Source organism: Nocardiopsis sp. B62 (genome assembly GCF_018070675.1).
GTDB classification, from domain to species: Bacteria; Actinomycetota; Actinomycetes; order Streptosporangiales; family Streptosporangiaceae; genus Nocardiopsis; species Nocardiopsis prasina.
Genome location: NZ_JAGPXK010000010.1, coordinates 15,058 through 39,864 on the forward strand (window position 1 = coordinate 15,058; position 24,807 = coordinate 39,864).

Consider the following 24,807-nt stretch of genomic DNA (forward strand, 5'->3'; position numbering starts at 1 on the left):
ATGAACAACCCGTTCGACAACGCCGAGGGTACTTTCTACGTCGTGGTCAACGCCGAGGGCCAGCACTCCCTGTGGCCGTCCTTCGCCGACGTCCCCGCTGGCTGGGACGTCGTCGCGGGGGAGGACACCCGCGAGGCCTGCCTGCGCTACGTCGAGGAGAACTGGACCGACATCCGGCCCCGTAGCCTCGCCGCCGTCTGACCGAGTACCACCGCTCCACCCTCTGGTGCGGGCCCGCGCGACGGGCCCGCACCCGGACACACCGGCGGCCCGGCGGCGCCACCCGCGCCGCCCCTGCCCGTCCCACCCCGTCTCCCCGTCCGCGCCCCTCCTCCCCACCAGCCGGTAGCACCAGGAATCGAGAGTAGAGACCATGTCCGTACAGACCAGACCGGGCAGACCGGTCCGTGGCCTGGGCCGCGACTTCAACCGCTTCTGGGTCGGGAGCATGAGCAGCAGCGTGGCCGACGGAATCATGGCGACGGTGCTTCCGCTGATGGCGGCCATGTTCACCAACGACCCCGTCCTGGTCGCCGGGCTGGCCTTCGTGCGTTTCCTGCCCTGGCTGATCTTCGGCCTGTTCGTGGGCGCGCTCGTCGACCGCCTCGACCGGGGCAAGGTGCTGATCGTCGCGAACCTGGTGCGCGCCGCCACCCTGGTGGCGCTCGCGGTGGTCGTCGCCGCGGGCAACGCCACCATCCTCACCCTCTACGCGGTGATGTTCGTCGTCATGTCCTGCGAGGCGTTCTACGACATCGGCGGGCGCGCCCTCATGCCCGAACTGGTCGCCAAGACCTCCCTGGACCGGGCCAACAGCCGCATCGTCGGCGGCCGGGTGGTCGTCCAGGACTTCGGCGGGGCTCCCATCGGCGGTCTCCTGATCGTGGTCGCGGCGGCTCTCCCGCTCGCGGTCAACGCCGGCGCCTACCTCCTCGGCGCCCTCATCCTCATCGGCCTGCCGCTGAGCGCACGACGGCCCCGGGCCGCGGTACGGGACGCCCGGACTCCGGCGGTCTCCATCCTCGCCTCCGTTCGCGAGGGGACCACGTTCCTCTGGAACGACCGGCCCCTCAGGTACCTGGCGCTGCACGGCTCGCTCGTGGCCATGGGCTTCATGCTCCAGTCGTCCGTGCTGGTCCTCATCCTGCGGGTGCACTTCGGGGTACCGGAGGCGCTGTACGGAGTGTTCATCTCCTCCGCCGCCGTCGGGGCGCTGCTCGGAGCGCTCTCGGTCTCGCGCGTGGTCGCCTTCCTGGGGCGCTTCCGTACCCAGGTCATCGCCTTCACGGTCATGGGAGTGGGCTGCATCGGGTTCATCGTGTCGCCCAACGCGTACGTGGCCGGTTTCTTCTGGGCCCTGATCGCGGTGGCCATGGCCCTGTCGAACACCGTCACCATCGGGGTCGCCCAGCTCGCCATCCCCGCCGAACTGCGCGGACGGGTGCTGGGGTCCGTGCAGATCTTCGCGATGACCTTCAACGCCGTGGGCGCCCTCATCGGCGGTTTCCTCGGCCGCGTCGACCTGCGCCTGCCGTCACTGATCGGCGGGGTGGTCGTCATCACCGCCACCCTGCTCCTCCTGCCCGCGCTGCGGACCATGGCACGGCGCGCGGACGAGGCCGAGGACAGGGACCGTCAGGAGGCGGAGAACGGGGAGTAGGCGGGCGTCCCGCACCGGAGCGCCCTGCGGAGAGGGACTCGGACGGCGGCCCCGGTCAGTTCTGGCCGGGGTCGAGTGCCGCGTCGAAGGCGGTCACCAGGAAGACGTCGTCGTCCGAGCTGTGGTCGAAGATCAGCGCGGTGCTGCCCGAGGACAGGACCTCACCGCTGATGGTGCGTACGGGGATGGAGATGGAGGCACCGCCCGCGGTGGTGATCTCGGCCTGGCCGAAGTCCTCGCGGGCCTCACCGATCCGGATGACGCAGGTGCGCCCGACCAGCTCGTGCTTGGAGTCGCCACCGCGCGCGGGCAGGAAGCGCTGGAACCCCATGACCACGCCGCTGGTCACGGCCCAGGCGACGACCAGGGCGATGACCAGCACCACGGCGCCGAGGGCGTACAGCAGGGGGGTGGAGGTGGTGTCGACGAGGGTGGTCAAGATGCTTCCCATCATGCTGGCGAACCAGGCGACACAGATCAGCAGAGTGAGGGCCACGGTCACCGGAACCCGGCCGAGTCCCGCCCTGCTGAGGAACGCGCTCAGTCCGACGGCGTCGCCGTTGGAGTCCACGCTGTCGAGCAGTTCGGTGTCGGCGGCGCCGACGATCACGAAGATCCAGTAGCCCAGGACGACGATGAGCATCGGTGTGAACAGGACCGTGGGGAACCCGAAGGCGGCACTCAGGAAAACGCCCATCCCGTGCCCCCGCTCGCGCTGTTCGAACCGTCCCGGAACTCTACCGAACGCCCCAGTTCAGGACGGCCCCCGGGGCCTCTCCTGACCGGTTGTGGTCATGTTCGCGGCCTGTCCTGAACCGGCCACGCGGCGGAGCGCTCGTTCCATGGGAGTGCTCGTGAACAGGGCGGAGCGGCGTCCGGGCCCGTCCATGGGACGTGAACGACGAGGGCCCCGTGACCCGGAGTTGACCGTTGCCGGGGAGCCTGGACCCGGCAGGAGCAGCCCCCACCTTGTGAAAGCGACATCCCCCACGTGAACAGCGCATCCCCCGACCGGGCGTTCCCCGGGAAGAAGGCGAAACCACCGATGGGGCGGGACTTCCACCGCTTCTGGGCGGGAAGTCTGTCCAGCAACCTCGGCGACGGGATGACGCTCGTCGCGTTGCCGCTGGTGGCGGCCATGCTGACCAACGACCCCCTGCTGGTGGCCGGGCTGACCGCCGTCCGCTTCCTTCCCTGGCTGCTGGTCGGCCTGATCGCGGGAGTGGTGGTGGATCGGGTCGACCGGGTGCGTCTGATGGTCCTGACCAACGTCGGCCGGGGCGGCGCACTCGTGGCCCTGTCCCTGCTGATCGTCACCGGTCATGCCTCGATCTGGGCGCTGTACGCGGTCATGTTCACGGTGATGGTCTGCGAGGTGTTCTACGACCTCGCGGGGCAGGCGATGCTGCCGGACATCGCTCCGGTCGGTGCGCTCGAACGCGCGAACAGCCGACTGGTGGGCGGGCGGACGGTCACGCAGCAGTTCGCGGGTGGCCCCATCGCCGGCTTCCTGTTCGCGGTGGCGGCGTTCCTGCCGCTGGCCGTGAACGCCGGAGCCTACGTCCTGGGCGCCCTGGTGTTGCTCGGCCTGCCGTTGGCGGTGCGCCGCCCCCGCCGCCCCGAGGGCTGGGCCGAGGAGAGGGAGGGGAAGGGTGCGGTGCGCTCGGTTCTCGGTGACATCGGTGAGGGTCTGGCCTTCGTCTTCCGTGGCAGCTCCCTGGGGCCGATCCTGGGGTTCAACGTGGTCATGAACATGGCCTTCGCCGCCCAGTCCTCGGTCATGGTGCTCCTGGTCCGGGACCACTTCGGGGTCCCCGCGGCCCTCTACGGCGTCTTCCTGGGCACCTCCGCGGTGGGTGCGCTGCTGGGCGCCTCCACGGTCAGCCGGATCGTCGGTCGACTCGGCCGGTTCCGCACGGAGATGGCGCTCTTCACTCTGGCGTCCGTGGCCAGCGTCGCCTTCGGCCTCGCCCCCAACGCCTACGCGGCAGCGGTGGCCTGGACGGTGATCGGGTTCGCCCTGACCTCCTCCAACATCGTGATGCTCAGCGCCATCCAGCTCATCGTCCCCGGTGCCCAGATGGGCCGGGTGATGTCCTGCGTCCAGGTGTCCGGTGCGGGCTTCTCCCCGATCGGTGCCCTGCTGGGCGGGGCGCTCGGCCGGGTCGAGCTGTCCTACGTTCCGGTGGCCGCGGGCGTGGTGGTCCTCGTCGCCTTGCTCCTGTCCGCGTCCGCGCTGCGCCGGGTCACTGCCCAGGCCGACGAACACGGGGCCGCTGCGATGGCCGAGGCCTCGGGAAATGTCGCTGACCTGGGTGAACATGAGTCGGAAGCGGGCAGGAGAAAAAGTAGGAACAGTTCCGAGGAGTGTGTCGTTCCGGCCCGCCCCGTTCGACGTACGGGTGAGAGCGGGGAACGGACCCCGTTCCACACCCGAAGAGCGGAGAACACCATGCGCTACCTGATGTCGATCATGAGCACTCCCGAGACCGAGGCCGCCGACTACGAGGTCGGCGCCGAGGTCTACGAGGAGATGGGCAAGTACAACGAGGAGATGATCCGGGCCGGAGTCCTGCTGGCAGGGGAGGGGCTCGCGCCCACCTCCGCCGGGGCCGAGGTCATCTTCAGCGACGGTGAGGCCACGGTGCTGGACGGTCCCTTCACCGAGGCCAAGGAGTTCATCGCGGGGTACTGGGTGCTCCAGGTGTCCTCGCACGCGGAGGCCCTGGAGTGGGCCAAGCGGTGCCCGCACCCGGCCAAGGGCGATCCGACCGAACTCAAGCTCCAGCTGCGGCGCATCGCCGAGCTAGAGGACCTCGAGGGCATGCCCGAGGAGGTCAAGGAGCACGAGCGCGAACGGCGTGCCCAGGAGGAGAGCCGCAACGGCTGAGCTCCGCCCCGGGTTTCCGGACCCCGTTGCACCGGTGTGGCCCGTGGTGCTGCGAAGGACCCATGGGCCACACCGGCGTCGGACGCGAGGTGGAGGCGGTTCTGGCGCGTCGAGTCGGCCCGCCTCGTCGCCACGCTCACCGGCATGGTCGGGGAGGCCGGGCTCGCTGAGGAGTCCGCCAGGACGCCCTGGTCTCCGCCCTGGAGAAGCGGCGTCCGGTTCGACCCGAGGACACCGACTGGAGCGCGCGCGGAGTCCGTCCGCCCGACCGAACTCACCCGTAACGAAGGCGAACGTGGCCTTCTCCTGGAACGCGCCCGGGTCCGGACGGTCAGGGGCGGTCCTGTGAGTGGCGGGCCCGGTGGTTCGCGACGTTGAGTCGGTTCCCGCACAGGCTCGGGGTGCAGTAGCGCCGTCGCCCCGCACGGCTGGTGTCGACGAACATGCCCTCGCACAGGGGTGAGGCGCAGTACCGGAACCGGTCGTGGCTCAGGACCTCGAGGACGCCGAGGAGCCCGGTTCCGACGAGCACCGCCAGCCGGTCCGCGAACGAGGCGTCCGGCACGATGCCGACGTACCACCGCCACCGGCCGTCAGCGTCGCGCTCCAGGGAGGGGCCGCCAGCCGCCCGCGCGACCAGGTCGTTGGCGGCTTCGGCGGTCTCGTTCTCGTCCTCCGTCTCCAGGATGCCCCGGACCCGGCGCCGCAGGGTCAGCACCTCCTCGAGGTCGTCCGGGCTCGGCTCACCCCAGTCGACGCCGTTCTCGGCCAGGAACTCCCGAAGCGCCCCGGTGCCGGAGAGCGCGTCTCCGGCCTCGCGGACCTGGGGAGAGGTGTTGACCAGGTCGGTGGCCAGGGCCGCCCCGGGGATGTAATCGGTGAAATCTATTTTCAAGCCTTACTCCATGCTAGCGTAAGCGTTGAAAATAGATTACACGCCTTACATGGGGGTTCGCTGTGTCGACCGACACCGAAAACTGGCAGCTCACCGACCGCGTCCGCCTCTCCGGCGGCGAGGTCCTCACCGGGGTCTTCGGGGACGGTGGCCCGCCCGTGGTCCTGGTCCACGGCACCCCGGCGTCGTCCTACCTCTGGCGCGGGGTCGTCCCCGCCCTCGCGCGGGAGCACACCGTCCACGTGTGGGACATGCTCGGCTTCGGAAGCTCCCACCCCGCACCGGGGGTGGCCCCGTCGATCGCCCGGCAGGCCCGCGCCCTGGCCGAGCTCGTCGAACACTGGAACCTGGAGGCGCCGGACCTGGTCGGACACGACATCGGTGGCGGTGTGGTCATGCGCGCCCACCTCGTAGAAGGGGTCCCCGCGCGCCGCCTCGCCCTGCTGGACGCCGCCGTCATCGGCCCGTGGAACACCCGTTTCACCGAACACATGCAGCGTCACGCGGACGTCTACGCGACCATGGAGCCGAGCGTGTTCGCCGACATCATCAACCCCCGCGTGCACACTGCCACCAGCCGTCCGATGACCGACGAGGTCGCGGCTGCCTACCTCGCGCCGTGGGCTGGTGAGGAGGGGCAGCGGCGCTGGATTGATCAGGTCGCGGCTGTCAGCTACCGCGACACCGAGGACGTCGTGCGCCGGCTGGGCGAGGTCACCGTGCCCACCCTGGTCCTGTGGGGAGAGGATGACAGCTGGATGCCCACCGCGATGGGCGACGAACTCGCCGCGGCGATCCCGGCCGCCGTCCAGGAGAGAATCGCGGGGGCGGGCCACTTCCTCCCCGAGGACGCCCCGGACGAGACCGCGGAGCGGCTCCTGCGCTTCCTCGGTCCCGGTGAGGACCGGCGCGGCACCGCCTGACCCCGGTTCTGCCGTGGGCAGGAACCCTGGCGTCGGCCCGGGACCACCCTCCAGACTGGCCGCATGACGAGACTTCTGGTTCTGGGCGGTACGGAGTTCGTGGGGCGAGCGGTCGCGGAGGAGGCGGTCGCCCGGGGCTGGGAGGTCACCGTCTTCCACCGGGGGACGCACGCGGCGCCCGACGGGGCCGAGGTCCGACACGGTGACCGCACCGAGCCGGGCGGGCTCGCCGCCCTGGAGTCGGGGGAGTGGGACCTGGTGGTCGACACCTGGGCGAAGGCCCCCGTGGCGGTGGCTGACGCGGCCCGGCTGCTGCACGGCAGGGTCGGCCACTACTCCTACGTCTCCAGCCGTTCCGTGTACGTCTCGCCCGCCGCGCCCGGAGCCGACGAGGACGCCCCCGTGGTGGAGGCCTCCGTTGACGACGACGGCACCGACTACGCGCGGGCCAAGCGCGGCGGTGAGCTGGCGGCGGAGGCGGTGTTCGGTGACCGGTCGCTGTTCGTCCGCGCGGGGCTCATTCTGGGCCCGTACGAGAACATCGGTCGGTTGCCGTGGTGGCTCAGCCGGATCGCCAGGGGCGGGCCGGTGCTGGCTCCGGGGCCGAGGGATCTCCCGCTCCAGTACGTCGACGCGCGCGACCTCGCGGCCTGGACCCTCGACGCGGCGCAGAAGGGGCTGAACGGGCCGTACAACATGGTCAGCCCGATCGGACACACCACCATGGAGGGCTTCCTGACGGCGTGCAGGGAGGTCACCGGCTCCGACGCGGAATTCCGCTGGACCTCACCCGAGGTCATCGCGGAGGCCGGGATCGCTCCTTGGCGGGAGCTGCCGGTCTGGCTGCCCCCGGGCGAGCTGCACGGGTTCCTGCATCAGGGGAACGTCGACCGCGCGCTCGCGACCGGGCTGCGTTGTAGGCCGGTGGAGGAGACCGTCGCGGACACCTGGGCGTGGCTGGAGTCCGTGGGCGGGGAAGCAGAGCAGCGACCGGACCGTCCCAAGGTGGGCCTGGACCCGGAGGTCGAGGCCCGCGTCCTGGGGTTGTGAGGTTCCTGGAAGCTGGCCTTCGGGTTGGGGCGAGGCTTCGATTGAGGGGCATCGTCGAGTCAGGGCTGGGTCGGCCCGGTGCCAGAACTCACGACTTCACGGGGTAGGGCGGTGCCAGGGCAGGGCCGGGCGGCGCTTGTCCGAGCCAGCCCCTGCGCCAGGACGGTTGTTCCACATCAACAGCAGATCGCGGGCGTAGTACCTGGCCCGGGGGTACCAGTGGCGCTGGCCGTCCACGGTGAAGGGCAGCGTGTCCGGGCGGTCGTCCTTGACCTGGACCAGGCTGCCGGTGTTGACCCCGATCAACTTGGCGAACCCACCCAGGGTGACCTGCTTGTCCAGGTCCTCCTCGGCCAGCTCCACCGGGTCGGGCCCGTGCGGCTCGAAAGGGGCCAGTTTGGCCGCGTCGTACAGGTTGCTGCCTCCACCACCGCCCCTGGCGCTCGCCCCGAGGCGCGTGCGCTCCGGGGCGGGGAAGTCGGGGTAGTAACGAGGCATGACGCGCACCACGTAGTCATGGTTGTATCCGCACCGGGCGGCCCATTCCTTGAGAGTGACCAGATCCTCGGTCTTGCGATCAGACACGTCTCCTCCGAAATGTGGCCGCTGATTGTCACTCGATGTATTACATCAAAAGTCACTTGTGGAGGAGCGTACACCTAGAACTACATACGCACATCCGCGTGCGGGGCAGCGAGGCACCGTGTTCGCGGGATGCTTCTGGTAGGAACGCCAGTGGCCCCCGGTCAACTGACCGGGGGCCACTGGCGTTACCGCTACGGGCGGATCGCAGTGGACAGCAATGCCGCCCACTCCTGGGCGGGGAACTCCAGGTGTCCAGCTTCCTGGTTCTGGGTGTCACGCACGGCGGACAGACCAGGGACGTCAGCGACCTCGACACAGTTCTGCCCGGTGGCGCTGCTGTAGCTGCTCTTTCGGAATGCCAGTTGGGATGCGGCAGGCATGACGGTCCTCTACTCGATCAGGTTCTTCAGGAAGTCGCGCGACGCTTCGACGCTCAGCGCCTGGGCGTGCACTCGGTCGTACAGCATCTCGTAATGGTCCAAGACCACGGGGTCCTCCGGGAACAGGCCGCTCACCGACTGCTCCAAGTACACCGTGGACGGGTCCGCTGGGAAGTCCAGGATGACAAACTGGCCCGTCATCGCTGCGTGCGGCCCACTGCTGTACGGCAGGATCTGAATCTGAACCCGGGCATCGGGCTTTTGGACTTCAAGAAGGTGTTCCACCTGGCTGGGGAGGACAGCGGCGGGAATTCGGTGAAAGGCGGCTTCATCAAGGATCGCCCACAGCTTCGGTCCTGCATCAGGGCTGAGGAGCGCTTGCCGCACCATCCGAGCCTCCACGCGCCGTTCAATTTGGCGGGTGTCGGTGACACCGGCGCTGATGACGGAGCGGGCGTACTCCTCTGTCTGGAGCAGGCCTGGAATGTAGAAGGCCTCGTATGTGCGGATACGGGAGGCCTCAGTCTCCAGGTCAACGTAGGCGCCAGAGCCGAGGATGTCGGAGTAGTTCACCCACCAACCCGTCTGTGATGCCTCGGTGGCGGTGCGCACGTAGGAGGCCCGCTCCGCCTTGTCAGTGACGCTGTAGACGTCCAGAAGTGCGAGCAGGTCATCGGTGTGGAGCCGCTTCCACTGCTGAGTTTCCAGCCGAGTGAGCTTGGCGGCAGACCACGGCCGGTCGGGTCTCAACGCTTTCGCCTTCTTTGCGACGGCGTCCACAGTGAGGCCGCTCTCCGCCCTGAGTGCATTGAGCTGCCGTGACAGGCGCTTTCTTCGCAGTGTGGGGCTGGCGGCCAAAGTGTCGTCCCTCCTACGGACGTGGGGTGGCTGGGCTCCTGATCCTACGCTCCGTGCATGAAAACCCGACATTTGTCGCACCATTCACATTGTGTGGTTGATTCACGCTGATCTTATTATCCATGTGACATGGATATTGCAGATTCGCTCTTCATGGGTCAGCATGGGAGGCACCAAGCTCCCCGCTGGGCTTCCCACCCGGCACGGTCCTTACCGGAGGTGTGCGCCCATGGCGCCCCGATCCCTGAAGCTCTCCGCGCTGGCATGCATGTGCCATCTCGCGTCCGGAGCGTTCCATCGCCGTCGTCCCAGGCAGGCCGCGCGTGTGCGGGCCTTCGCCGCGAACCCCGGCCGCACCACTTCTCGCTCTCGGGGGCCGCTGATCCCCTCGCCGCGGCGGCCGATCGATTCCGCCCCCATGCAGGTCCTGGAGGCTGTCATGGCCGGGTTGCGGCGTTGGGCGGTTGCCCTGTGAGTGCGCTCTCTCCCGAGCTGACCCACCGTGAGTCGACGGTCCGCCTGGCCAGCTGCATCAAGCCGTTCCACGCCCACTACTTCTCCCGAACCGTGGGAACGCCCTTCCGTAGGCGCAAGGACGCCTTCGCCGGACTCCCTGGCCTGATGCCCCTGGTGCGGGCGTACCGGGACACCAGCGCCGCCGAACGCAGCAAGGACCACCAGTTCCTGTTCACCCTCCTGGGCTCGGGACTGGCCAACAACGCCCTCGCCCACGCTCTGTCGAGTGAGCACGACAGCACCTACTCACTCACCGTGGACAGGGGCGCGACCGGGACGACGCTGACCTGCCAGGACCAGGGCACCCGTCACCTCATGGCCCCCGGCCCGCTCACCGCCAGCAACCTGGACCCCCTCGGCTCCACCACTGGCCAGGGGATCGGTTTGGGGCTGGTCAACGCGTTGGCGGACCGGTGGGGAGACAACGGCAACTCGAAGCTCCGGCAGGTCTGGTTCCACCTGTCCCACGCCCTGGCTGACAGCCCCCGGACGCGGATCAACACCGAAGAAGCTGAGGTGGAGTGCTGATGTTGGACGTCGACACCAGGGACATGCTGGCCGTTGCCGAGGACGCCCTGACCGCGCCCACCCATCTCACCCCCGCGCAGCTGGACGTGTGGCACAACCACACCCTTCGCAACCGCATCCCCCTGGTCCTGGAGGCCCTGCGGATCGCCCGGGAGGAGAGTGACGCCGAGGTGGCGATGCAGCTGATTGACCAGGCCATCCACGACCACCCCGCACCCACACGCGTTCCCGGCAACAGGCCGGTAGCGGGCGCGGTCCCGAAGCAGAACGACCCCTGCGAGAGTCTCCCGGTTCCCGAACACGTGCTCTGCACCCTGCTGCACAAGCACTGGAACATGACCATCGAAGGCAAGCACCCGAACGAGGTCTACGTGGCGCGCCGCCCCCTGGGCTGGACCGGTGACGGCGACCCCTACGAGCGCATCACCGCACCCAATCGCACCGAACTCCTGCGGCTGCTCGCCCACCGGCGCCTGGGTGTTCACAGGAGTGACCCGGAACCTCCGCCCGCTGCCTGAGAGCCCCCGAAGCCCTTCCATGAAAAAGCTCTGGCGGGTGCGTCAACACCCCCAGAGCAGGCCGACAAGCACCACTCATCTAAGGAAGAGATTGCCGACATGCCCATTGTGCCGCACACCCATGCCCCCAACCACTCGATCACCCCACCCGCCGTGCCTCGGTGGGAGTGCCGCGTCTACCCGGGCCAGCTCACCCAGATCCGCCAGGTCCGCGCCGACCTGGCCGTGGACCTCGGCCGAATGACCGGCCTGCCGGTCGAGGCGAGGGAGGAGATGGTGTTGTGTCTGAGCGAGATGTTCGCCAACGCCTGCGAGCACTCCCGTTCCGGGCAGGACCCCGACGGACGGGTCGTGCGGACCCTGGAACTGCCACGTCCGGGCACGGTCCGGGTCTCGATCATCGATGACGGCACCCGCACCAACACCACCTCGGTCTCTTCCCCGAAGGTTCCGCGTCGTCGTACGCGCAAGGGGTGGGATCAGGCCGAACGTGGCCGGGGCCTGCTGCTGCTCGGTCGCCTCACCACCCGGTGGGGGGTCCGGCCGGTGCTGGACTTCCCGTTCTGCGCCGGGCTGGGCACCGTCATCTGGGCCGAGTTCACCCACCCCGCACTGGCCTGCGGTGGGGACACCTGTGGCGGGGCTGCCCGATGAGCGGATCCCAGGTCAGCTCGCAGATCCGGTCGGTCCTGACCGCACCCCGAGGCCACCGCTTCCCCCGGACGAACGCACGTTCACCCCGGCCCGCCGTCCCGGCCCTGCAATCAGAGTCCGCCTGGACCGAGACGCACCAGGACCGCCAGGAACGCCTCCTACGCCAGATGGGCGACAACCCCCGGGTGGCCTACATGCTCGAACACGGCCCCGTCCCGCACTGGGTCAAGGTGGCCCGCCACCACCGCGAAGAGAAGGCGAGGCAGGCCCAACAGGCGGAGGCCGCATCCCTTGCCGAGCCGGAACCCGCTTTGCCCCGGGGCCGCCACAGGGCGCCCCGCCCCTGGTGGGCATGGCCCGCCACCGCCATCAGCTCCACCCTCCTCCTGGGCCTCAACGCCCTGGAGATCCTGGACCAGAACCTAACCCAACACACCGGCATCCTGACCTGAACCGACCGGAGGTCGGGACCCGGAACCCACCGGGCCCCGACCGTCCCCGCGTGCGAGAAGCAGAACGGCCCCCAGAGGGTTCTGAGGGCCGCTGGTCCCCCACAGGCGCGGGGGCAGTCTCGTTGGCCTGCGCGTTCACGAGCCCTGAGGCGTCATTTCCGCGCGTAACTGAGAATCAGCTGTTACACCCAATCCCACATGTGCACCTCCACAAGTCGACGGAACCATAGCCCAACTCCGTCAGACTAACTACTTCTCGCGAATGTGGGCAATCGCGGCTATCAGAAATAGAGGCGCACTTTCTGGGTGATTGCCTCGGTGTCCGCGCGGCTGGTATCGGTAAGCTGCGGCTTTCCACCCTGTGAGGAAGCGACGGCCCCGAGCAGTTTCGGCCACGTGGTCGCAGCTGAAGGAGCACTGCGGAGGGAGCTCGCTCCGAGGGTCGCACCCCCGCGTTACCCTCCACGCCATGCTCTTGGACTCGATCACCCTCCAGGCCGACGATCCCACCACCCTGGCCCGCTTCTGGTCGCAGGCCCTGAGGGTGCCGATCGTGCTTGGAGAGCCATTCGGCCTGCTGCTCCCGACCTCGGGTGTGCCGCTACGCGTCATGGCGGCCCCGACCTCCACACCTCGGTCCGCGACAGCCATCACGCGGCTGCACCTCGACCTCAACGGCGGGAGCGACCACCGGTCCTGGGCCCGAACCCTGTGCTCGCTGGGCGCGTCCCCCCGCGATGTGGGGCAGGGGGACGCTGCATGGGAGGTGCTGGCCGACGTCGAGGGAAACCTGTTCTGTGTGATGCCCGGCGATCGCTATGAGCAGGCAGAACCCGGACTGGGCTCACTGCCCGTGGACTCCGCGCGCCCTCGGGCCGATCGGGACTTCTGGGCCCGGATCACCGGCTGGACACCCGCCGAGGGGAATGCCCCGGAGCTGCGTCCCCCGCACGGTCTCGGCATCCACTTGGCGTTCTGTGACGAGCTCGGCCCCAAGCCCGCGGCCGAACCGAACCTCATGGGCCTGGCCCTGCGTCTCGACAAGGACGAACGGGAGGCCGACGCCCTGGAACTGTTGGTGAAAAGGGGCGCGGTTCGTGTGGAAACCGAGGACGAGGCCCCCTGGCATCTGCTGACCGATCCTTCGGGGAACGAGTTCAGACTTCTGAAAGCGCCGATCTGAGTTCTCATGTTCGGGCCGTGAGTGAGGCGATCGGTATCGGATACCGGCGATGCCGTATTCAGCCTGATGAGCGGTGTACTTCGCCGACAGTGCTCGAACGAAGTGACCAATGATATCTGTGTCCGTTTTCCGACAACGTGCAGAAATGGCCGGTCGTCCCCGCAAACCACCGAGCCCCAGAGGGCATCCCACGGAGTGACATCCCCCGACCCTGGAGCAGCCATGGCCCACACGTCCTCCGGTGACAGCAGCCCCGGAGCCGCCCTCACCGTCGCCATCCTCACGCTCGTGTGCTGCAACCTGATCGGCGGCGTCGTCGGCGTGGCCTTCGCGGCGGTGGCGATGGGCAAGGAGGACGAGGAGGAACGGGCCCGCTTCACCGGCTACGCCTGGACCGCGATCGTCGTCGGTCTGGTGCTGAGCGGGCTGGGGATCCTCCTGTTCCTCTGAGCCGGGACGGCGAGGGACCGCACACGGTCCCTCGCCGCCGGTCAGGCCGCCTTGCGGGTGGTCACGTTCAGCTTGTCGCGCTCGTCGTTGACATCCACCCGGATGGTGTCCCCGTCGGTCAGCTCACCCGAGAGCAGCTCGCGGGCGAGCGGGTCGCCGATGCTGGACTGCACCAGGCGGCGCAGCGGGCGGGCGCCGTAGTTCGGGTCGTATCCGGTCAGCGCCAGCCACTCCCGGGCCGCCGGGGTCACGTCCAGCGACAACTGCCGGTCGGCCAGACGCCGGGCCAGCTTGTCCACCTGGATGTCGACGATCCGGGTCAGGTCCTCCGTGGACAGCGCGTCGAACATGATCACGTCGTCCAGCCGGTTGAGGAACTCCGGCTTGAACGTGGCCCGCACGACGTCCATGACGCGTTCCCTGCGGGTGGCCTCCTCCAGTGACTGGTCCACCAGGAACGGAGAACCGAGGTTGGAGGTGAGGATGAGGATGGTGTTGCGGAAGTCCACCTGACGGCCTTGGCCGTCGGTGAGGCGCCCGTCGTCCAACACCTGGAGCAGGGTGTCGAACACCTCCAGGTGGGCCTTCTCCACCTCGTCCAGCAGCACCACCGTGTACGGGCGGCGCCGCACGGCCTCGGTGAGCTGGCCGCCCTCCTCGTAGCCCACGTAGCCGGGGGGCGCGCCCACGAGCCGGGACACCGAGTGCTTCTCTGAGTACTCGCTCATGTCGATACGCACGATCGCGCGCTCGTCGTCGAACAGGAACTCGGCCAGGGCCTTGGCCAGCTCGGTCTTGCCCACACCGGTCGGGCCGAGGAACAGGAACGAACCCGTGGGGCGGTCCGGGTCGGAGATCCCCGCCCGGGCCCGGCGCACCGCGTCGGACACCGCCTGCACGGCGTCCTTCTGGCCGATCAGTCGCTGCCCCAGCTCGTCCTCCATGCGCAGCAGCTTGGAGGTCTCGCCCTCCATCAGCCGACCCACGGGGATGCCGGTCCACGCGGAGACGACGTCGGCGATCTCGTCGGCGCCCACCTCGTCCTTGACCATGGTGTCGCCGGTGGTGGCCTCGGCGTTCTCCTCGGCTTTGGAGGCCTCCTCGACCTGCTTCTCCAACTGCGGGATGTCCCCGTACATCAGCCGGGAGGCCTCCTCGAAGCGGCCCTCGCGCTCGGCCAGCTCGGCCTTGGTGCGCATCTCGTCCAGCTGGCCCTTGAGGTCGCCGACCCGGTTCAGTCCGGCCTTCTCCTGCTCCCACCGGGCCACGAGGCCGGTGAGCTGCTCCTGGCGGTCGGCGAGGTCGGCGCGCAGCCGCTCCAGCCGCTGCTGGCTCGCGGGGTCGGACTCCTTGTCGAGGGCCATCTCCTCCATCTTGAGCCGGTCCACCGTGCGGCGCAGTTCGTCGATCTCCACGGGGCTGGAGTCGATCTCCATGCGCAGCCGGGAGGCCGCCTCGTCGATGAGGTCGATCGCCTTGTCGGGCAGGAACCGCGCGGTGATGTAGCGGTCGGACAGCGTCGCGGCGGCCACCAGGGCGGAGTCGGAGATCTGCACCTTGTGGTGCGCCTCGTAGCGCCCCTTGAGCCCGCGCAGGATGGCGATGGTGTCCGTGGCGGACGGCTCGCCCACCATGACCTGCTGGAAGCGGCGCTCCAGCGCGGGGTCCTTCTCGATCTTCTCCCGGTACTCGTCCAGGGTGGTCGCGCCCACCATGCGCAGCTCGCCCCGGGCCAGCATCGGCTTGAGCATGTTGCCCGCGTCCATGGCGCCCTCGGCCGCGCCCGCCCCCACCATGGTGTGGAGTTCGTCGATGAACGTGATGACCTGGCCCTCGGACTCCTTGATCTCCGAGAGCACCGCCTTCAGCCGCTCCTCGAACTCGCCCCGGTACTTGGCGCCCGCCACCATCGCGGACAGGTCGAGGCTGATCAGGCGCTTGCCCAGCAGCGACTGCGGGACGTCACCGGCCACGATGCGCTGGGCCAGGCCCTCGACCACGGCGGTCTTGCCCACGCCGGGCTCACCGATGAGCACGGGATTGTTCTTCGTGCGTCGGCTCAGGACCTGGATGACCCGGCGGATCTCCCCGTCCCGCCCGATGACCGGGTCCACCTTGCCCTCACGGGCGCGCTCGGTGAGGTCCACACCGAACTTCTCCAGCGACTGGTAGGTGTCCTCGGGGTTCTCCGAGGTGACCTTGCCGGTGCCGCGTACCCGCTCGAAGGCCTCCAGCAGCGTGTCCGGGGCGGCCCCGGCCTCGTTGAGCAGCCGGGCCGCCTCACCGCCGTCGGTGGCCAGCCCGACCAGCAGGTGCTCGGTGGAGACGTACTCGTCCTCCATCTGCTGCGCGCGCTGGGCGGCGGTGTTGATGGAGACGATGAGCTGGCGCGAGGAGGTCGGGGAACTGACCGTCGAACCGGCCGCCTTGGGAAGGGCGCCGATGGCGGACTCGACCTTGTCCTTGAGCTGGTCGGGGTTGGCGCCGACCTCCTTGAGCAGCGGTCGGGTGATGCCCTCGGCCTGGTCGAGCAGGGCCTTCAGCAGGTGCAGCGGCTCGGTCTGCGGGCTGCCGTCGGCGGTGGCCTCACGGATCGCGGAGGCCAGGGCCTCCTGGCTCTTCCGCGTGAGCTTGTAGTTCACGTCCGGTTACTCCTTCCACATATATTGTTACTCAGAGTGATCATGCTGGGCCGAACTCTTCGGGTCCCGCATCGCGGTTCCCGTCGGTCAGCCCTGGGCCGGACCGCCCGTCTCGGGCTCGTCCCCCCGGCCACCGGGGCCACTCTGGCCGCCCGCCCCGCCCTGGCGGCCCTGGTCCGGGTGCTCGCCCTCGGGATCGGCGGTGTTGAAGATCGTGACGCGGGTGCGGCGCACCAGCTCCCCGCGTACCGGCCCGCCCTCGGGACGGGCCGGACGGCCCCGCCGGGACACCGCCCGGCGGGCCGCCTCAAGCTCGTTGGCCAGGTGGAACGCCTGCTCGCGCAGCTGCTCCACCTCGTGCTGCAACTCCAGGATCCGCTTGATACCGGCGAGGTTGATGCCCTCCTCCTGCGACAGGCGCTGCACCTCGCGCAGCGTCCGTACGTCACGCATGGAGTACCGGCGACCCCGGCCGGAGGTACGGCCCGGAGACACGATCCCGAGCCGGTCGTACTGCCGCAGCGTCTGCGGATGCATCCCGGCCAGCTCAGCGGCCACCGAGATCACGTAGACCGGTGCGTCGACGCCGAAGGCAGGATCGTTCACGTTGTTCACGCGCCCTTCGCCCGCGCTTCGAGCCCGTCGCGCGGGTCGTAGTCGGAGGTCGCCGCGCGGAACTTCTCCAGGGCCTCACGGGCGTCGCCGTTGAGGATCTGGGGCACGGCCACTTCGAAGGTGACGAGCATGTCCCCCGTGGTTCCGTCCTTGCGGGTGCCGCCCTTGCCGCGCACCCGCAGCGTGCGCCCGTTCTGGGTGCCCGGCGGCACCTTCACGGTGACCGGGAAGCCGCCGAGGGTGGGTACCCGGACGTCGGCGCCCAGGGCCGCCTCGGGGAAGGTCACCGGAACGGTGATGGTCACGTTGTCGCCGTTCCTGCCGAACACCGGGTGCCCCTTCACGTGGACGACGACGTAGAGGTCACCGTTGGGGCCGCCGTGCTCGCCGGGGGCGCCCTTGCCCTTGATGCGGATGCGCTGGCCGTCGTTGACTCCGGCCGGGATGCGGGTCTGTATGGTGCGGGTGCTCTTGCCGCGTCCGCTGCCGGTGCAGGTGGGGCAGGGGTCGTCGACCACGAGGCCGCGTCCCCTGCACTCGCTGCACGGCTCGGACAGCGAGAAGCCGCCCAGGTTGGTGCTGTCGTGCCCGGTGCCGCTGCACTTGGGGCACATGCGCGGGGCCGTGCCGGCGCGCGCTCCCGTGCCCTTGCACGTGGGGCACGGGGCCTCGCTGCTCAGCTGGAACGAACGGGTCACCCCGTCCGCGGCCTCGCGGAAGCTCAGTGTCGCCTCGGTCTCGACGTCGGATCCGCGCCTGCTGCGGGTGGCGGTGCCGCCCCGCCCGCGGTTGCCGAACAGTCCGCCGAAGATGTCGCTCAGGCGCTCTCCGCCAGCGGCCCCGCCGCCGGAGCTCTGGCCGAAGATGTCGCTCATGTCGAACCCGCCGGGACCGGCGCCGCCGGGCCGGTACGACCCGCCGAACATGGAGCGCGCCTCGTCGTACTCCTTACGGCGCTTCTCGTCCGACAGGACGTTGTACGCCTCGGAGATCTCCTTGAAGCGGTCCTCGGCCTTGGGGTCGTCGGTGTTCGCGTCCGGGTGGTTCTCCCGGGCCAACTTGCGGTAGGACGACTTGATCTCGTCCTTGGAGGCCGTCTTTGAGACTCCCAGGACCTTGTAGTAGTCCTTCTCCAGGTAGTCCTTGGTGCTCATCGACTGGTGCCTTCTCCCGCTGGTGCCGGTTGCGTCCGATGTTTCCACGTGGCCCCGTACCGCTGGGGTGCCGGGGGCGGCCCGGGGCCGTGACCGACGCTCTCACGTCGGCCACGGCCGGGTCCATGCCTGCCTGCTCGAGGCGTTGTTACTGCTTGTCCTCGCCGTTCTCGGCGGTGGAGTCGTCGGCGTCCGAGGACGGGGCGGCGGACTCGTCGTCCCCCGCGCCCTCCAGCGGCTCGCCGACCACCACGCGGGCGGGGCGCAGAACCCGCTCACCCATGCGGTACCCAGGCTGGAACACCTCGATCACCGTCTGGACGGAGATGTTCGGAACCGGAACCAGGGTGAGCGCCTCGTGGACGTTCGGGTCGAACTCGTCGCCCTGCTCGGCGTACTTCTCCAGGCCCAGCTTGGTGGCAGTGGCCTCCAGGGCCTCACCCACCGCCTTGAACCCGCCGTTGAGCTCGTCGTGCTCACGGGCCCGACCGATGTCGTCCAGGATCGGCAGGAGTTCGCCGACGACCTGGGTGGTGGCGACCTCACGGACGGCCACGCGGTCGCGCTCGACACGCTTGCGGTAGTTGGCGTACTCCGCCTGCACCCGCTTGATGTCGTTGGTGAGCTCGATGACCCGCTCGTCCGCGTTGATCGCCTCGGTCACCACGGACTCCGGGGTGTCCGGAACCTCGGGGACGTCCTCGATCTCGACCTCGACGACCTCGGGCTCCTCCTCGGAGTCCGTGGTCTCCTCGGCGGACGCACCCTCGTGGGTGCGGGCCTCGCCGGTCTCGGGGTCGACCTTGCGGTTGTCGCGGATCACCGGACCCTGGTTCTCGTCACCCGATTCGGGGTTGTTCTTGTCCTTGTCCGACGGCGCCATGTCCGACGCTCCCTCCTTCCTCGCCTCTCACCGGTCCTCGGGGTCAGGACCCCTGGTTGCCCTTGCCGTTCTCCTCGTCGACGATCTCGGCGTCGACGACGTCCGCGTCCTCGGTGGAGGAGTCGGCGTTCTCGGAACCGGGCTGAGCGGCGCCCTCACCCTGCTGGCCCTGGCTGTAGATCGCGGAACCGATCTTCTGGCTGGCCAGCGCGACCTTCTCGCTCGCGGAGCGGATGGCCTCGGTGTCGGTGCCCTCCAGAGCGGTCTTCAGCTCGGCGACGGCGGCCTCGGTCTCGGAGCGCACGTCCGCCGGGACCTTGTCCTCGTTGTCCTTGATGACCTTCTCGGTCTGGTAGACGAGGGACTCGGCGTTGTTGCGGACCTCGGCCTCCTCGCGGCGCTTGCGGTCCTCCTCGGCGTACTGCTCGGCGTCGCGGACCATCTGGTCGATGTCGTCCTTGGACATCGCCGAACCACCGGAGATGGTGACGGACTGCTCCTTGCCGGTGCCCAGGTCCTTCGCGGTGACGCTGACGATGCCGTTGGCGTCGATGTCGAAGGCGACCTCGATCTGCGGGACGCCGCGCGGCGCCGGGGGCAGACCGGTCAGGTCGAAGACGCCCAGCTTCTTGTTGTACTGGGCGATGTCACGCTCGCCCTGGTACACCTGGATCTGCACGGACGGCTGGTTGTCGTCGGCCGTCGTGAAGATCTCGGAGCGCTTGGTCGGGATGGTCGTGTTGCGCTCGATGAGCTTGGTGAACACGCCGCCCTTGGTCTCGATGCCCAGGGAGAGCGGGGTGACGTCCAGCAGCAGGACGTCCTTGACCTCGCCCTTGAGCACACCGGCCTGGAGCGCGGCGCCGATGGCCACGACCTCGTCCGGGTTGACGCCCTTGTTGGGGTCCTGCCCGCCGGTCATCTCCTTGACCAGCGTGGCGATGGCGGGCATACGGGTCGACCCGCCGACCAGGACCACGTGGTGGATCTGGTCGAGGCTGATCCCGGCGTCCTTGATGACCTGCTGGAACGGGGTCTTGGTCCGCTCGACCAGGTCGGCGGTCAGGCGCTGGAACTCGGCGCGGGTGAGCTTCTCGTCCAGGTGCAGCGGGCCCTCGGCCGAGGCCGTGATGTAGGGCAGGTTGATCTGCGTCTCGCTGGAGCTGGAGAGCTCGATCTTGGCCTTCTCGGCGGCCTCGCGCAGACGCTGGAGCGCCATCTTGTCCTTGGCGAGGTCCACGCCGTTGGAGTTCTTGAACTTCTCGACCAGCCAGTCGACGATCGACTGGTCCCAGTCGTCGCCGCCGAGGTGGTTGTCGCCGTTGGTCGCCTTGACCTCCACGACGCCGTCGCCCACCTCGAGGAGGGAGACGTCGAAGGTGCCGCCACCGAGGTCGTAGACGAGGATCGTCGCCTCGTCCTCCTTCTCCAGGTGGTAGGCGAGCGCGGCCGAGGTGGGCTCGTTGATGATGCGCAGGACGTTCAGGCCCGCGATCGTGCCGGCCTCCTTGGTGGCCTGGCGCTGCGAGTCGCTGAAGTAGGCCGGGACGGTGATGACCGCGTCGGTCACGTCCTCGCCCAGGTAGGCCTCGGCGTCGCGCTTGAGCTTCTGGAGGATGAAGGCGCTGATCTGCTGCGGGTTGAAGGTCTTGTCGTCGATCTGCACCGACCAGTCGGTGCCGATGTGACGCTTCACCGAGCGGATGGTCCGGTCGACGTTGGTGACGGCCTGACGCTTGGCCACCTCGCCGACGAGCACCTCACCGTTCTTGGCGAAGGCCACGACCGAAGGGGTGGTGCGGGAGCCCTCGGCGTTGGTGATGACCGTCGGCTCGCCACCCTCAAGGACCGCGACACACGAGTTCGTCGTACCGAGGTCGATTCCGACCGCACGTGCCATGGTTGTTTCCTCCGTCAAAGTTGAGTCGTTCAGGCGTAATTTTGCTTCGTCGGGTTGGGGCTGTCAAGTCAGTTGAGTCGACCCCACTCAAGTTGCTTCCTACGCCCTGACAACGGGTGGCCGTGCGGGGATGTTCCCGACCTGGGCCGATTTCACGAGGGGATCGGGTGAACCCCGGGAGAACTCGGGGACATCCTTGACCTGGAAACCAGGGATGCCGGGGGCGTCTCGGGGTCGCCTTCGGGGGGTGTCGGCGGGGCGGGCGGGGCGGCGCGCCGCGACACGGCGGGGGGTTGTCCCGGGGGCCGGGTGGCCCGTGTCGTGCCCCCGGTCCGCTTTGATGGGGGTGTGCGGTGTGTTCGGGGTGTGCCGGTGCGCACCCGCGTGAACCGAGTCGCCTCGCGACTGGCTACCGTGGGCACCCGCCGCCGAGCGGGTGGACTCCGGGTCGGTGGCCACCGTGCTATTACTCGCTAGTAACATCAATAGGGACCACCGGTGTGTGGCGCACCGGTAGACGGAAGCAGGATGGGAGGCCACGGACGATGCATCCTCTGTACTTGACGCTGGGCATCATCACCTCGGTCTTCGCCGTGGTCGCGTTCACCTTGTTCGGTCTGGCCCTTCGCCAGATCGTGCGAACCGTGGGTGTCGGCCGAACGGTGGAGCCGGAGCGGAAGGGGCCGTTCGGACAACGGTTCACGATGACGCTCATCGAGATCCTCGGACACACGAGGATGCTCAAGCGGCCGTGGGTCGGTGTGGCCCACTGGTTCGTGATGGTCTCCTTCCCGCTGCTGGTCTTCACGGTGATCGAGGCGCAGGGTGAGGTCTTCTACCCGCACTTCAAGCTGCCGCTGATCCACGACTGGGTCCTCTACGGCCTGGCCATCGAGATCATCGCCGGGGCCAGCCTCGTCAGCATCATCGGTCTGACGGTCTACCGCCTGTTGAACGGCCCCCACCGCAAGGGCCGGGACTCCCGCTTCTACAACTCCAAGACGTGGACCGCGTACTACGTCGAGGCCTACCTGTGGGCCCTGCTGATCTCGATCTTCGTGATCCGCGGTCTCAAGGTCGCCATCGAGGACTTCCCGTTCCCGGTCTGGGCCACCCCGATCTCCCACGCCGTCGGAGCGATCCTGCCGACCGACGTCGCCGTGGCCGAGCCCGCCATCGCCCTGGTCGCCGCGTTCAAGCTGATCATCAGCTACGCGTTCTTCGCGATCCTGTACTTCAAGCTCACCATGGGCATCGGCTGGCACCGTTTCATCGCGCCGTTCAACATCTACTTCAAGCGCAACGCCGACGGCACCCCGACCCTCGGCGCCGCCAAGCAGATGATGGACAAGTCCGGCACCAAGCCCCTCGACTTCGAGGAGGCCGACCCGGACGAGGACCCGTTCGGCGCCGGCAAGCTGGAGGACTTCACCTGGAAGGGCCTCCTGGACTTCACCAGCTGCACCGAGTGCGGCCGCTGCCAGTCCCAGTGCCCCGCGTGGAACACCGGCAAGCCGCTCTCCCCCAAGAAGGTCATCCTCGACCTCCAGAAGCACACCTACGAGAAGGCCCCCTACCTCCTCAAGGGCATCACCGAGGAGACCATCGCCGAGGGCGCCGACGACAGCCACGCCGGAGTCGACGTCCTCGCCCTCCTCAACAAGCCGCTGGTCGGCACCGAGGAGGAGGGTGGCGTCATCCACCCCGACGAGCTGTGGGCCTGCACCAACTGCGGTGCGTGCGTGGAGCAGTGCCCGGTCGACATCGAGCACATCGACCACATCCTGGACATGCGCCGCTACCAGGTCATGGTCGAGTCCAACTTCCCGTCCGAGGCCAACACCCTGCTCAAGAACCTTGAGAACAAGGGCAATCCGTGGGGCATGGCCGAGGACCGGCGCATGGACTGGATCGAGGAGCTCGCCTCCCAGGAGAACCCGGTCGAGGTCCCGGTCGTCGAGGACAAGCTGCCCGAGGGCACGGAGTACCTGTTCTGGGTCGGCTGCGCCGGTGCCCTGGAGGACCGCGCCAAGAAGACCACGAAGGCCATCGCCGAGCTGCTGGACATCGCGGGCGTGAAGTTCGCCGTCCTGGGCGGCATGGAGGCCTGCACCGGTGACCCCGCGCGCCGCCTCGGCATGGAGTACGTCTTCCAGATGCTGGCCCAGCAGAACGTGGAGACACTCAACGAGGCCGGGGTCACGAAGATCGTGGCCAGCTGCCCGCACTGCTTCAACACGCTGGCCAAGGAGTACCCGCAGCTGGGCGGCACCTACGAGGTGATCCACCACAGCCAGCTGCTGGCCAAGCTGGTCGAGGAGGGGCAGCTCACCCCGGTGAACTCGATCGACGAGAACATCACCTACCACGACCCGTGCTTCCTGGGCCGCCACAACAAGGTGTACACGCCCCCGCGCGACATCATGGCGCAGGTGCCCGGCGTCAAGACGCAGGAGATGCACCGCCACAAGGAGCGTGGCTTCTGCTGCGGCGCCGGTGGTGCCCGCATGTGGATGGAGGAGCGGATCGGCAAGCGCATCAACACCGAGCGTGTGGACGAGGCGCTGACCACCAACCCGGACACCGTCTCCACCGCGTGCCCGTTCTGCCAGGTCATGCTCGGTGACGCGATCAACGAGAAGAAGTCGTCGGGCGAGGCCAAGGAGTCGCTGGAGGTCGTCGACGTCTCCCAGCTGCTCCTGCGTTCGGTCAAGGGTGAGAACCCGGCCCCGGGCGAGGAGAAGGAGACCGCCGACGCCCAGTAGCCGTGCCGCGCCGGGGCGGGCCCCGGTGCGGTGACGACGATCCGTGCTCGGAGGGGGCGGGGTGCCACGCGCACCCCGCCCCCTCCGCGTGTCCGGGGCCGGGAGCCGCCTGGCCACTGGTCCGACCTGCCCGTTTTCCGGGAACCTCCGGAGGCTCTCCCGGCTCGATACGGGTGTATCGAAAAAGCGGGGGTGTGCCAGAATGACCCCGTGCCGAAGGTCGTAGACAGGGAAGCCCGACGGGATCGGGTCGCCGAGGCGATCCACCGCATCGCCGCCCGGGAGGGGCTCGAAGGGGTCAGCGTGCGGGTGGTCGCCGCCGAGGCGGGGCTGTCCGTGGGCGCCGTGCAACGGGAGTTCGCCACCAAGGACGAACTGCTGCACTTCGCGCTGCGTGCCTCCGTCGAGGAGGTGTCCGCGCGTTTCGGCCGGTTCCGGGTCGGCCCGGTGGCCCTCACCGTCGCTGAGGGGCTACGGCAGGTGCTCCTGGACCTGCTCCCCACCGACGAGCGGCGCCGGGCCCAGACGCGGATCTGGGCTGCCTTCTACGCACGCGCGGCCGTGGACCCGGTCTTCGCCGGGGTGCTGGCCGAACTGGACACCCAGGCCAGGGGGCACCTCCGCGTCGCCCTGGAGTACGCGAGGGACCAGGGTGAGCTCGCCCCGGGGCAGGAACCGGAGGCGGCGGCGGAACTGCTGATGGTGCTCATGGACGGCCTGTGGCTCACCTGCGCGCGCCTGCCGGAGGGGGCCGACCTGTCTGCTCAGCGCGCGGCGGTGGAGTCGGCGGTCCGGCTGGTCACCGCCTGAGGCACGCGGCGGGAAACGGTCGGGACGCGATTGGTGTCCTTGGTCCCGGAACAGGTGCACGGCGGAATCGGCCCTTTCGGTCACGGCCCTGACCAGCGCCTTTATCGGGCCGCAGGAATTCCTGGGAGATGTCGGTAAAACCTTTCGCGGATCGTGTGATCGCCGGTGGCCGCATTTTTGGGGTCCGGTGTGGATGGCCGTCTTCCCTGGTGACTCAGGGGTTCTCGGCGTTCCGGAGGTCGCGGGGGTGATGCCATTCGCACCAGCGTTCGGCCTGCGCCCGACTCGGGGTCGGCGCCCTCGGGACGATGTTTCCCAAGAAGAAAGCAGCCAATCCTCGCGTCGCGGGAATCCACCCTTCGGAATTGCCGCATTCCACCACGCGCCCGGTTCGAGTCGTGTAGAACGTTGGTGACCGCCGAGGGTCCGCGCCCGGCATTGTGTGTGAGGGGACGGGCGCGGCCCCGACAGGCGGCGACGGCCGCGCTCGTACGTG

At 68.9% G+C, this 24,807-nt stretch carries 23 protein-coding genes and 2 pseudogenes; 15 read left to right on the forward strand and 10 right to left on the reverse strand.

The annotated features are described in order from the left end of the window. Together KBX21_RS12965 and KBX21_RS12970 are read left to right on the forward strand one after the other, a co-directional pair. On the forward strand, positions 1-201 hold the full coding sequence (locus KBX21_RS12965; protein ID WP_049566754.1) for an MbtH family protein: 201 nt from the start codon (positions 1-3) through the stop codon (positions 199-201). A gap of 172 nt (positions 202-373) precedes the next feature. After that, positions 374-1,660, forward strand: a complete 1,287-nt coding sequence (locus tag KBX21_RS12970; RefSeq protein WP_110051695.1) for an MFS transporter — start codon at positions 374-376, stop codon at positions 1,658-1,660. Between the two features lie 55 nt (positions 1,661-1,715). Here the strand turns inward: KBX21_RS12970 and KBX21_RS12975 are convergent, their stop codons facing one another. After that, entirely contained in the window at positions 1,716-2,357 is a 642-nt protein-coding gene (locus KBX21_RS12975) for an OB-fold-containig protein (protein ID WP_210842057.1), read from the reverse strand. A gap of 348 nt (positions 2,358-2,705) precedes the next feature. Between KBX21_RS12975 and KBX21_RS12980 the strand changes: the two are divergent. The 3 genes and pseudogenes from KBX21_RS12980 to KBX21_RS26625 form a co-directional block, all read left to right on the forward strand. After that, positions 2,706-3,936, forward strand: a pseudogene (locus tag KBX21_RS12980) (MFS transporter); the annotation flags it as partial. A 176-nt stretch (positions 3,937-4,112) separates the two neighbouring features. Beyond that, positions 4,113-4,550 carry a YciI family protein gene (locus KBX21_RS12985; RefSeq protein ID WP_049566745.1) on the forward strand — a complete coding sequence of 146 codons (438 nt, stop codon included), beginning with the start codon at positions 4,113-4,115 and terminating at the stop codon, positions 4,548-4,550. A 62-nt stretch (positions 4,551-4,612) separates the two neighbouring features. Continuing rightward, positions 4,613-4,759, forward strand: a pseudogene (locus tag KBX21_RS26625) (RNA polymerase subunit sigma-24); the annotation flags it as partial. A gap of 122 nt (positions 4,760-4,881) precedes the next feature. Here KBX21_RS26625 and KBX21_RS12990 read toward each other — a convergent pair. After that, positions 4,882-5,445: a CGNR zinc finger domain-containing protein gene (locus tag KBX21_RS12990; protein WP_049566742.1), complete on the reverse strand. Its 564-nt coding sequence runs from the start codon at positions 5,443-5,445 to the stop codon at positions 4,882-4,884. Positions 5,446-5,507: 62 nt separating this feature from the next. Between KBX21_RS12990 and KBX21_RS12995 the strand changes: the two genes are divergently transcribed. Next, entirely contained in the window at positions 5,508-6,368 is an 861-nt protein-coding gene (locus KBX21_RS12995) for an alpha/beta fold hydrolase (protein WP_049566739.1), read from the forward strand. A 63-nt stretch (positions 6,369-6,431) separates the two neighbouring features. Then, positions 6,432-7,418, forward strand: a complete 987-nt coding sequence (locus KBX21_RS13000; protein ID WP_210842058.1) for an NAD-dependent epimerase/dehydratase family protein — start codon at positions 6,432-6,434, stop codon at positions 7,416-7,418. 96 nt (positions 7,419-7,514) lie between these two features. Here KBX21_RS13000 and KBX21_RS13005 read toward each other — a convergent pair whose 3' ends face one another. From KBX21_RS13005 to KBX21_RS13015, 3 genes are all read right to left on the reverse strand, one after another. Further along, the gene (locus tag KBX21_RS13005) at positions 7,515-8,003 is read right to left on the reverse strand and encodes a hypothetical protein (protein ID WP_049566732.1); all 489 of its coding nucleotides are present in this window, start codon (positions 8,001-8,003) and stop codon (positions 7,515-7,517) included. A gap of 191 nt (positions 8,004-8,194) precedes the next feature. Continuing rightward, a complete protein-coding gene (locus KBX21_RS13010; RefSeq protein WP_082206260.1) occupies positions 8,195-8,383 on the reverse strand; it encodes a DUF397 domain-containing protein in 189 nt (62 codons plus the stop codon). Positions 8,384-8,392: 9 nt separating this feature from the next. Beyond that, complete coding sequence (locus KBX21_RS13015; protein WP_049566729.1) at positions 8,393-9,241, reverse strand: helix-turn-helix transcriptional regulator; 849 nt, start codon at positions 9,239-9,241, stop codon at positions 8,393-8,395. 471 nt (positions 9,242-9,712) lie between these two features. Here KBX21_RS13015 and KBX21_RS13020 point away from each other — a divergent pair, with 471 nt between their 5' ends. The 6 genes from KBX21_RS13020 to KBX21_RS13045 all read left to right on the forward strand — a co-directional run bounded on the left by KBX21_RS13020 (position 9,713) and on the right by KBX21_RS13045 (position 13,542). Next, complete coding sequence (locus tag KBX21_RS13020; RefSeq protein ID WP_210842059.1) at positions 9,713-10,285, forward strand: ATP-binding protein; 573 nt, start codon at positions 9,713-9,715, stop codon at positions 10,283-10,285. Then, positions 10,285-10,803, forward strand: a complete 519-nt coding sequence (locus tag KBX21_RS13025; protein ID WP_210842060.1) for a hypothetical protein — start codon at positions 10,285-10,287, stop codon at positions 10,801-10,803. The genes KBX21_RS13020 and KBX21_RS13025 overlap by 1 nt, the downstream gene beginning before the upstream one ends. Positions 10,804-10,902: 99 nt before the next feature. Further along, the gene (locus KBX21_RS13030) at positions 10,903-11,457 is read left to right on the forward strand and encodes an ATP-binding protein (protein WP_210842061.1); all 555 of its coding nucleotides are present in this window, start codon (positions 10,903-10,905) and stop codon (positions 11,455-11,457) included. After that, positions 11,454-11,909: a hypothetical protein gene (locus tag KBX21_RS26630; protein WP_247665682.1), complete on the forward strand. Its 456-nt coding sequence runs from the start codon at positions 11,454-11,456 to the stop codon at positions 11,907-11,909. The genes KBX21_RS13030 and KBX21_RS26630 overlap by 4 nt, the downstream gene beginning before the upstream one ends. A gap of 469 nt (positions 11,910-12,378) precedes the next feature. Beyond that, complete coding sequence (locus tag KBX21_RS13040) at positions 12,379-13,092, forward strand: VOC family protein (protein WP_210842062.1); 714 nt, start codon at positions 12,379-12,381, stop codon at positions 13,090-13,092. Between the two features lie 222 nt (positions 13,093-13,314). Then, on the forward strand, positions 13,315-13,542 hold the full coding sequence (locus tag KBX21_RS13045; protein ID WP_210842063.1) for a hypothetical protein: 228 nt from the start codon (positions 13,315-13,317) through the stop codon (positions 13,540-13,542). A 41-nt stretch (positions 13,543-13,583) separates the two neighbouring features. Here the strand turns inward: KBX21_RS13045 and clpB are convergent, their stop codons facing one another. The 5 genes from clpB to dnaK all read right to left on the reverse strand — a co-directional run bounded on the left by clpB (position 13,584) and on the right by dnaK (position 20,736). Continuing rightward, the gene (gene clpB, locus KBX21_RS13050; RefSeq protein ID WP_210842064.1) at positions 13,584-16,184 is read right to left on the reverse strand and encodes an ATP-dependent chaperone ClpB; all 2,601 of its coding nucleotides are present in this window, start codon (positions 16,182-16,184) and stop codon (positions 13,584-13,586) included. A gap of 87 nt (positions 16,185-16,271) precedes the next feature. After that, positions 16,272-16,799, reverse strand: a complete 528-nt coding sequence (locus tag KBX21_RS13055) for a heat shock protein transcriptional repressor HspR (protein WP_049566704.1) — start codon at positions 16,797-16,799, stop codon at positions 16,272-16,274. Further along, positions 16,796-17,953 carry a molecular chaperone DnaJ gene (dnaJ, locus tag KBX21_RS13060; protein ID WP_049566700.1) on the reverse strand — a complete coding sequence of 386 codons (1,158 nt, stop codon included), beginning with the start codon at positions 17,951-17,953 and terminating at the stop codon, positions 16,796-16,798. The genes KBX21_RS13055 and dnaJ overlap by 4 nt, the downstream gene beginning before the upstream one ends. Before the next feature lie 148 nt (positions 17,954-18,101). Continuing rightward, on the reverse strand, positions 18,102-18,836 hold the full coding sequence (gene grpE, locus KBX21_RS13065) for a nucleotide exchange factor GrpE (RefSeq protein WP_049566698.1): 735 nt from the start codon (positions 18,834-18,836) through the stop codon (positions 18,102-18,104). Between the two features lie 43 nt (positions 18,837-18,879). After that, entirely contained in the window at positions 18,880-20,736 is a 1,857-nt protein-coding gene (gene dnaK / locus KBX21_RS13070) for a molecular chaperone DnaK (protein ID WP_049566695.1), read from the reverse strand. Between the two features lie 545 nt (positions 20,737-21,281). Here dnaK and KBX21_RS13075 point away from each other — a divergent pair. Then, complete coding sequence (locus tag KBX21_RS13075) at positions 21,282-23,501, forward strand: (Fe-S)-binding protein (RefSeq protein ID WP_049566692.1); 2,220 nt, start codon at positions 21,282-21,284, stop codon at positions 23,499-23,501. A 210-nt stretch (positions 23,502-23,711) separates the two neighbouring features. Then, positions 23,712-24,311, forward strand: coding sequence for a TetR/AcrR family transcriptional regulator (locus KBX21_RS13080; protein WP_210842065.1), 600 nt, complete (start codon positions 23,712-23,714; stop codon positions 24,309-24,311). The last annotated feature ends 496 nt before the right edge of the window (positions 24,312-24,807 follow it).

Excerpts from the sequence above, each read along its gene's own strand:
- KBX21_RS12965 (WP_049566754.1), top strand. The coding sequence starts at position 1 with ATGAACAACCCGTTCGACAACGCCGAGGGTACTTTCTACGTCGTGGTC.
- KBX21_RS12970 (WP_110051695.1), top strand. The coding sequence starts at position 374 with ATGTCCGTACAGACCAGACCGGGCAGACCGGTCCGTGGCCTGGGCCGC.
- KBX21_RS12975 (WP_210842057.1), bottom strand. The coding sequence starts at position 2,357 with ATGGGCGTTTTCCTGAGTGCCGCCTTCGGGTTCCCCACGGTCCTGTTC.
- KBX21_RS12985 (WP_049566745.1), top strand. The coding sequence starts at position 4,113 with ATGCGCTACCTGATGTCGATCATGAGCACTCCCGAGACCGAGGCCGCC.
- KBX21_RS13000 (WP_210842058.1), top strand. The coding sequence starts at position 6,432 with ATGACGAGACTTCTGGTTCTGGGCGGTACGGAGTTCGTGGGGCGAGCG.
- KBX21_RS13010 (WP_082206260.1), bottom strand. The coding sequence starts at position 8,383 with ATGCCTGCCGCATCCCAACTGGCATTCCGAAAGAGCAGCTACAGCAGC.
- KBX21_RS13025 (WP_210842060.1), top strand. The coding sequence starts at position 10,285 with ATGTTGGACGTCGACACCAGGGACATGCTGGCCGTTGCCGAGGACGCC.
- KBX21_RS13030 (WP_210842061.1), top strand. The coding sequence starts at position 10,903 with ATGCCCATTGTGCCGCACACCCATGCCCCCAACCACTCGATCACCCCA.
- KBX21_RS26630 (WP_247665682.1), top strand. The coding sequence starts at position 11,454 with ATGAGCGGATCCCAGGTCAGCTCGCAGATCCGGTCGGTCCTGACCGCA.
- KBX21_RS13040 (WP_210842062.1), top strand. The coding sequence starts at position 12,379 with ATGCTCTTGGACTCGATCACCCTCCAGGCCGACGATCCCACCACCCTG.
- KBX21_RS13045 (WP_210842063.1), top strand. The coding sequence starts at position 13,315 with ATGGCCCACACGTCCTCCGGTGACAGCAGCCCCGGAGCCGCCCTCACC.
- dnaJ (WP_049566700.1), bottom strand. The coding sequence starts at position 17,953 with ATGAGCACCAAGGACTACCTGGAGAAGGACTACTACAAGGTCCTGGGA.
- grpE (WP_049566698.1), bottom strand. The coding sequence starts at position 18,836 with ATGGCGCCGTCGGACAAGGACAAGAACAACCCCGAATCGGGTGACGAG.
- dnaK (WP_049566695.1), bottom strand. The coding sequence starts at position 20,736 with ATGGCACGTGCGGTCGGAATCGACCTCGGTACGACGAACTCGTGTGTC.
- KBX21_RS13075 (WP_049566692.1), top strand. The coding sequence starts at position 21,282 with ATGCATCCTCTGTACTTGACGCTGGGCATCATCACCTCGGTCTTCGCC.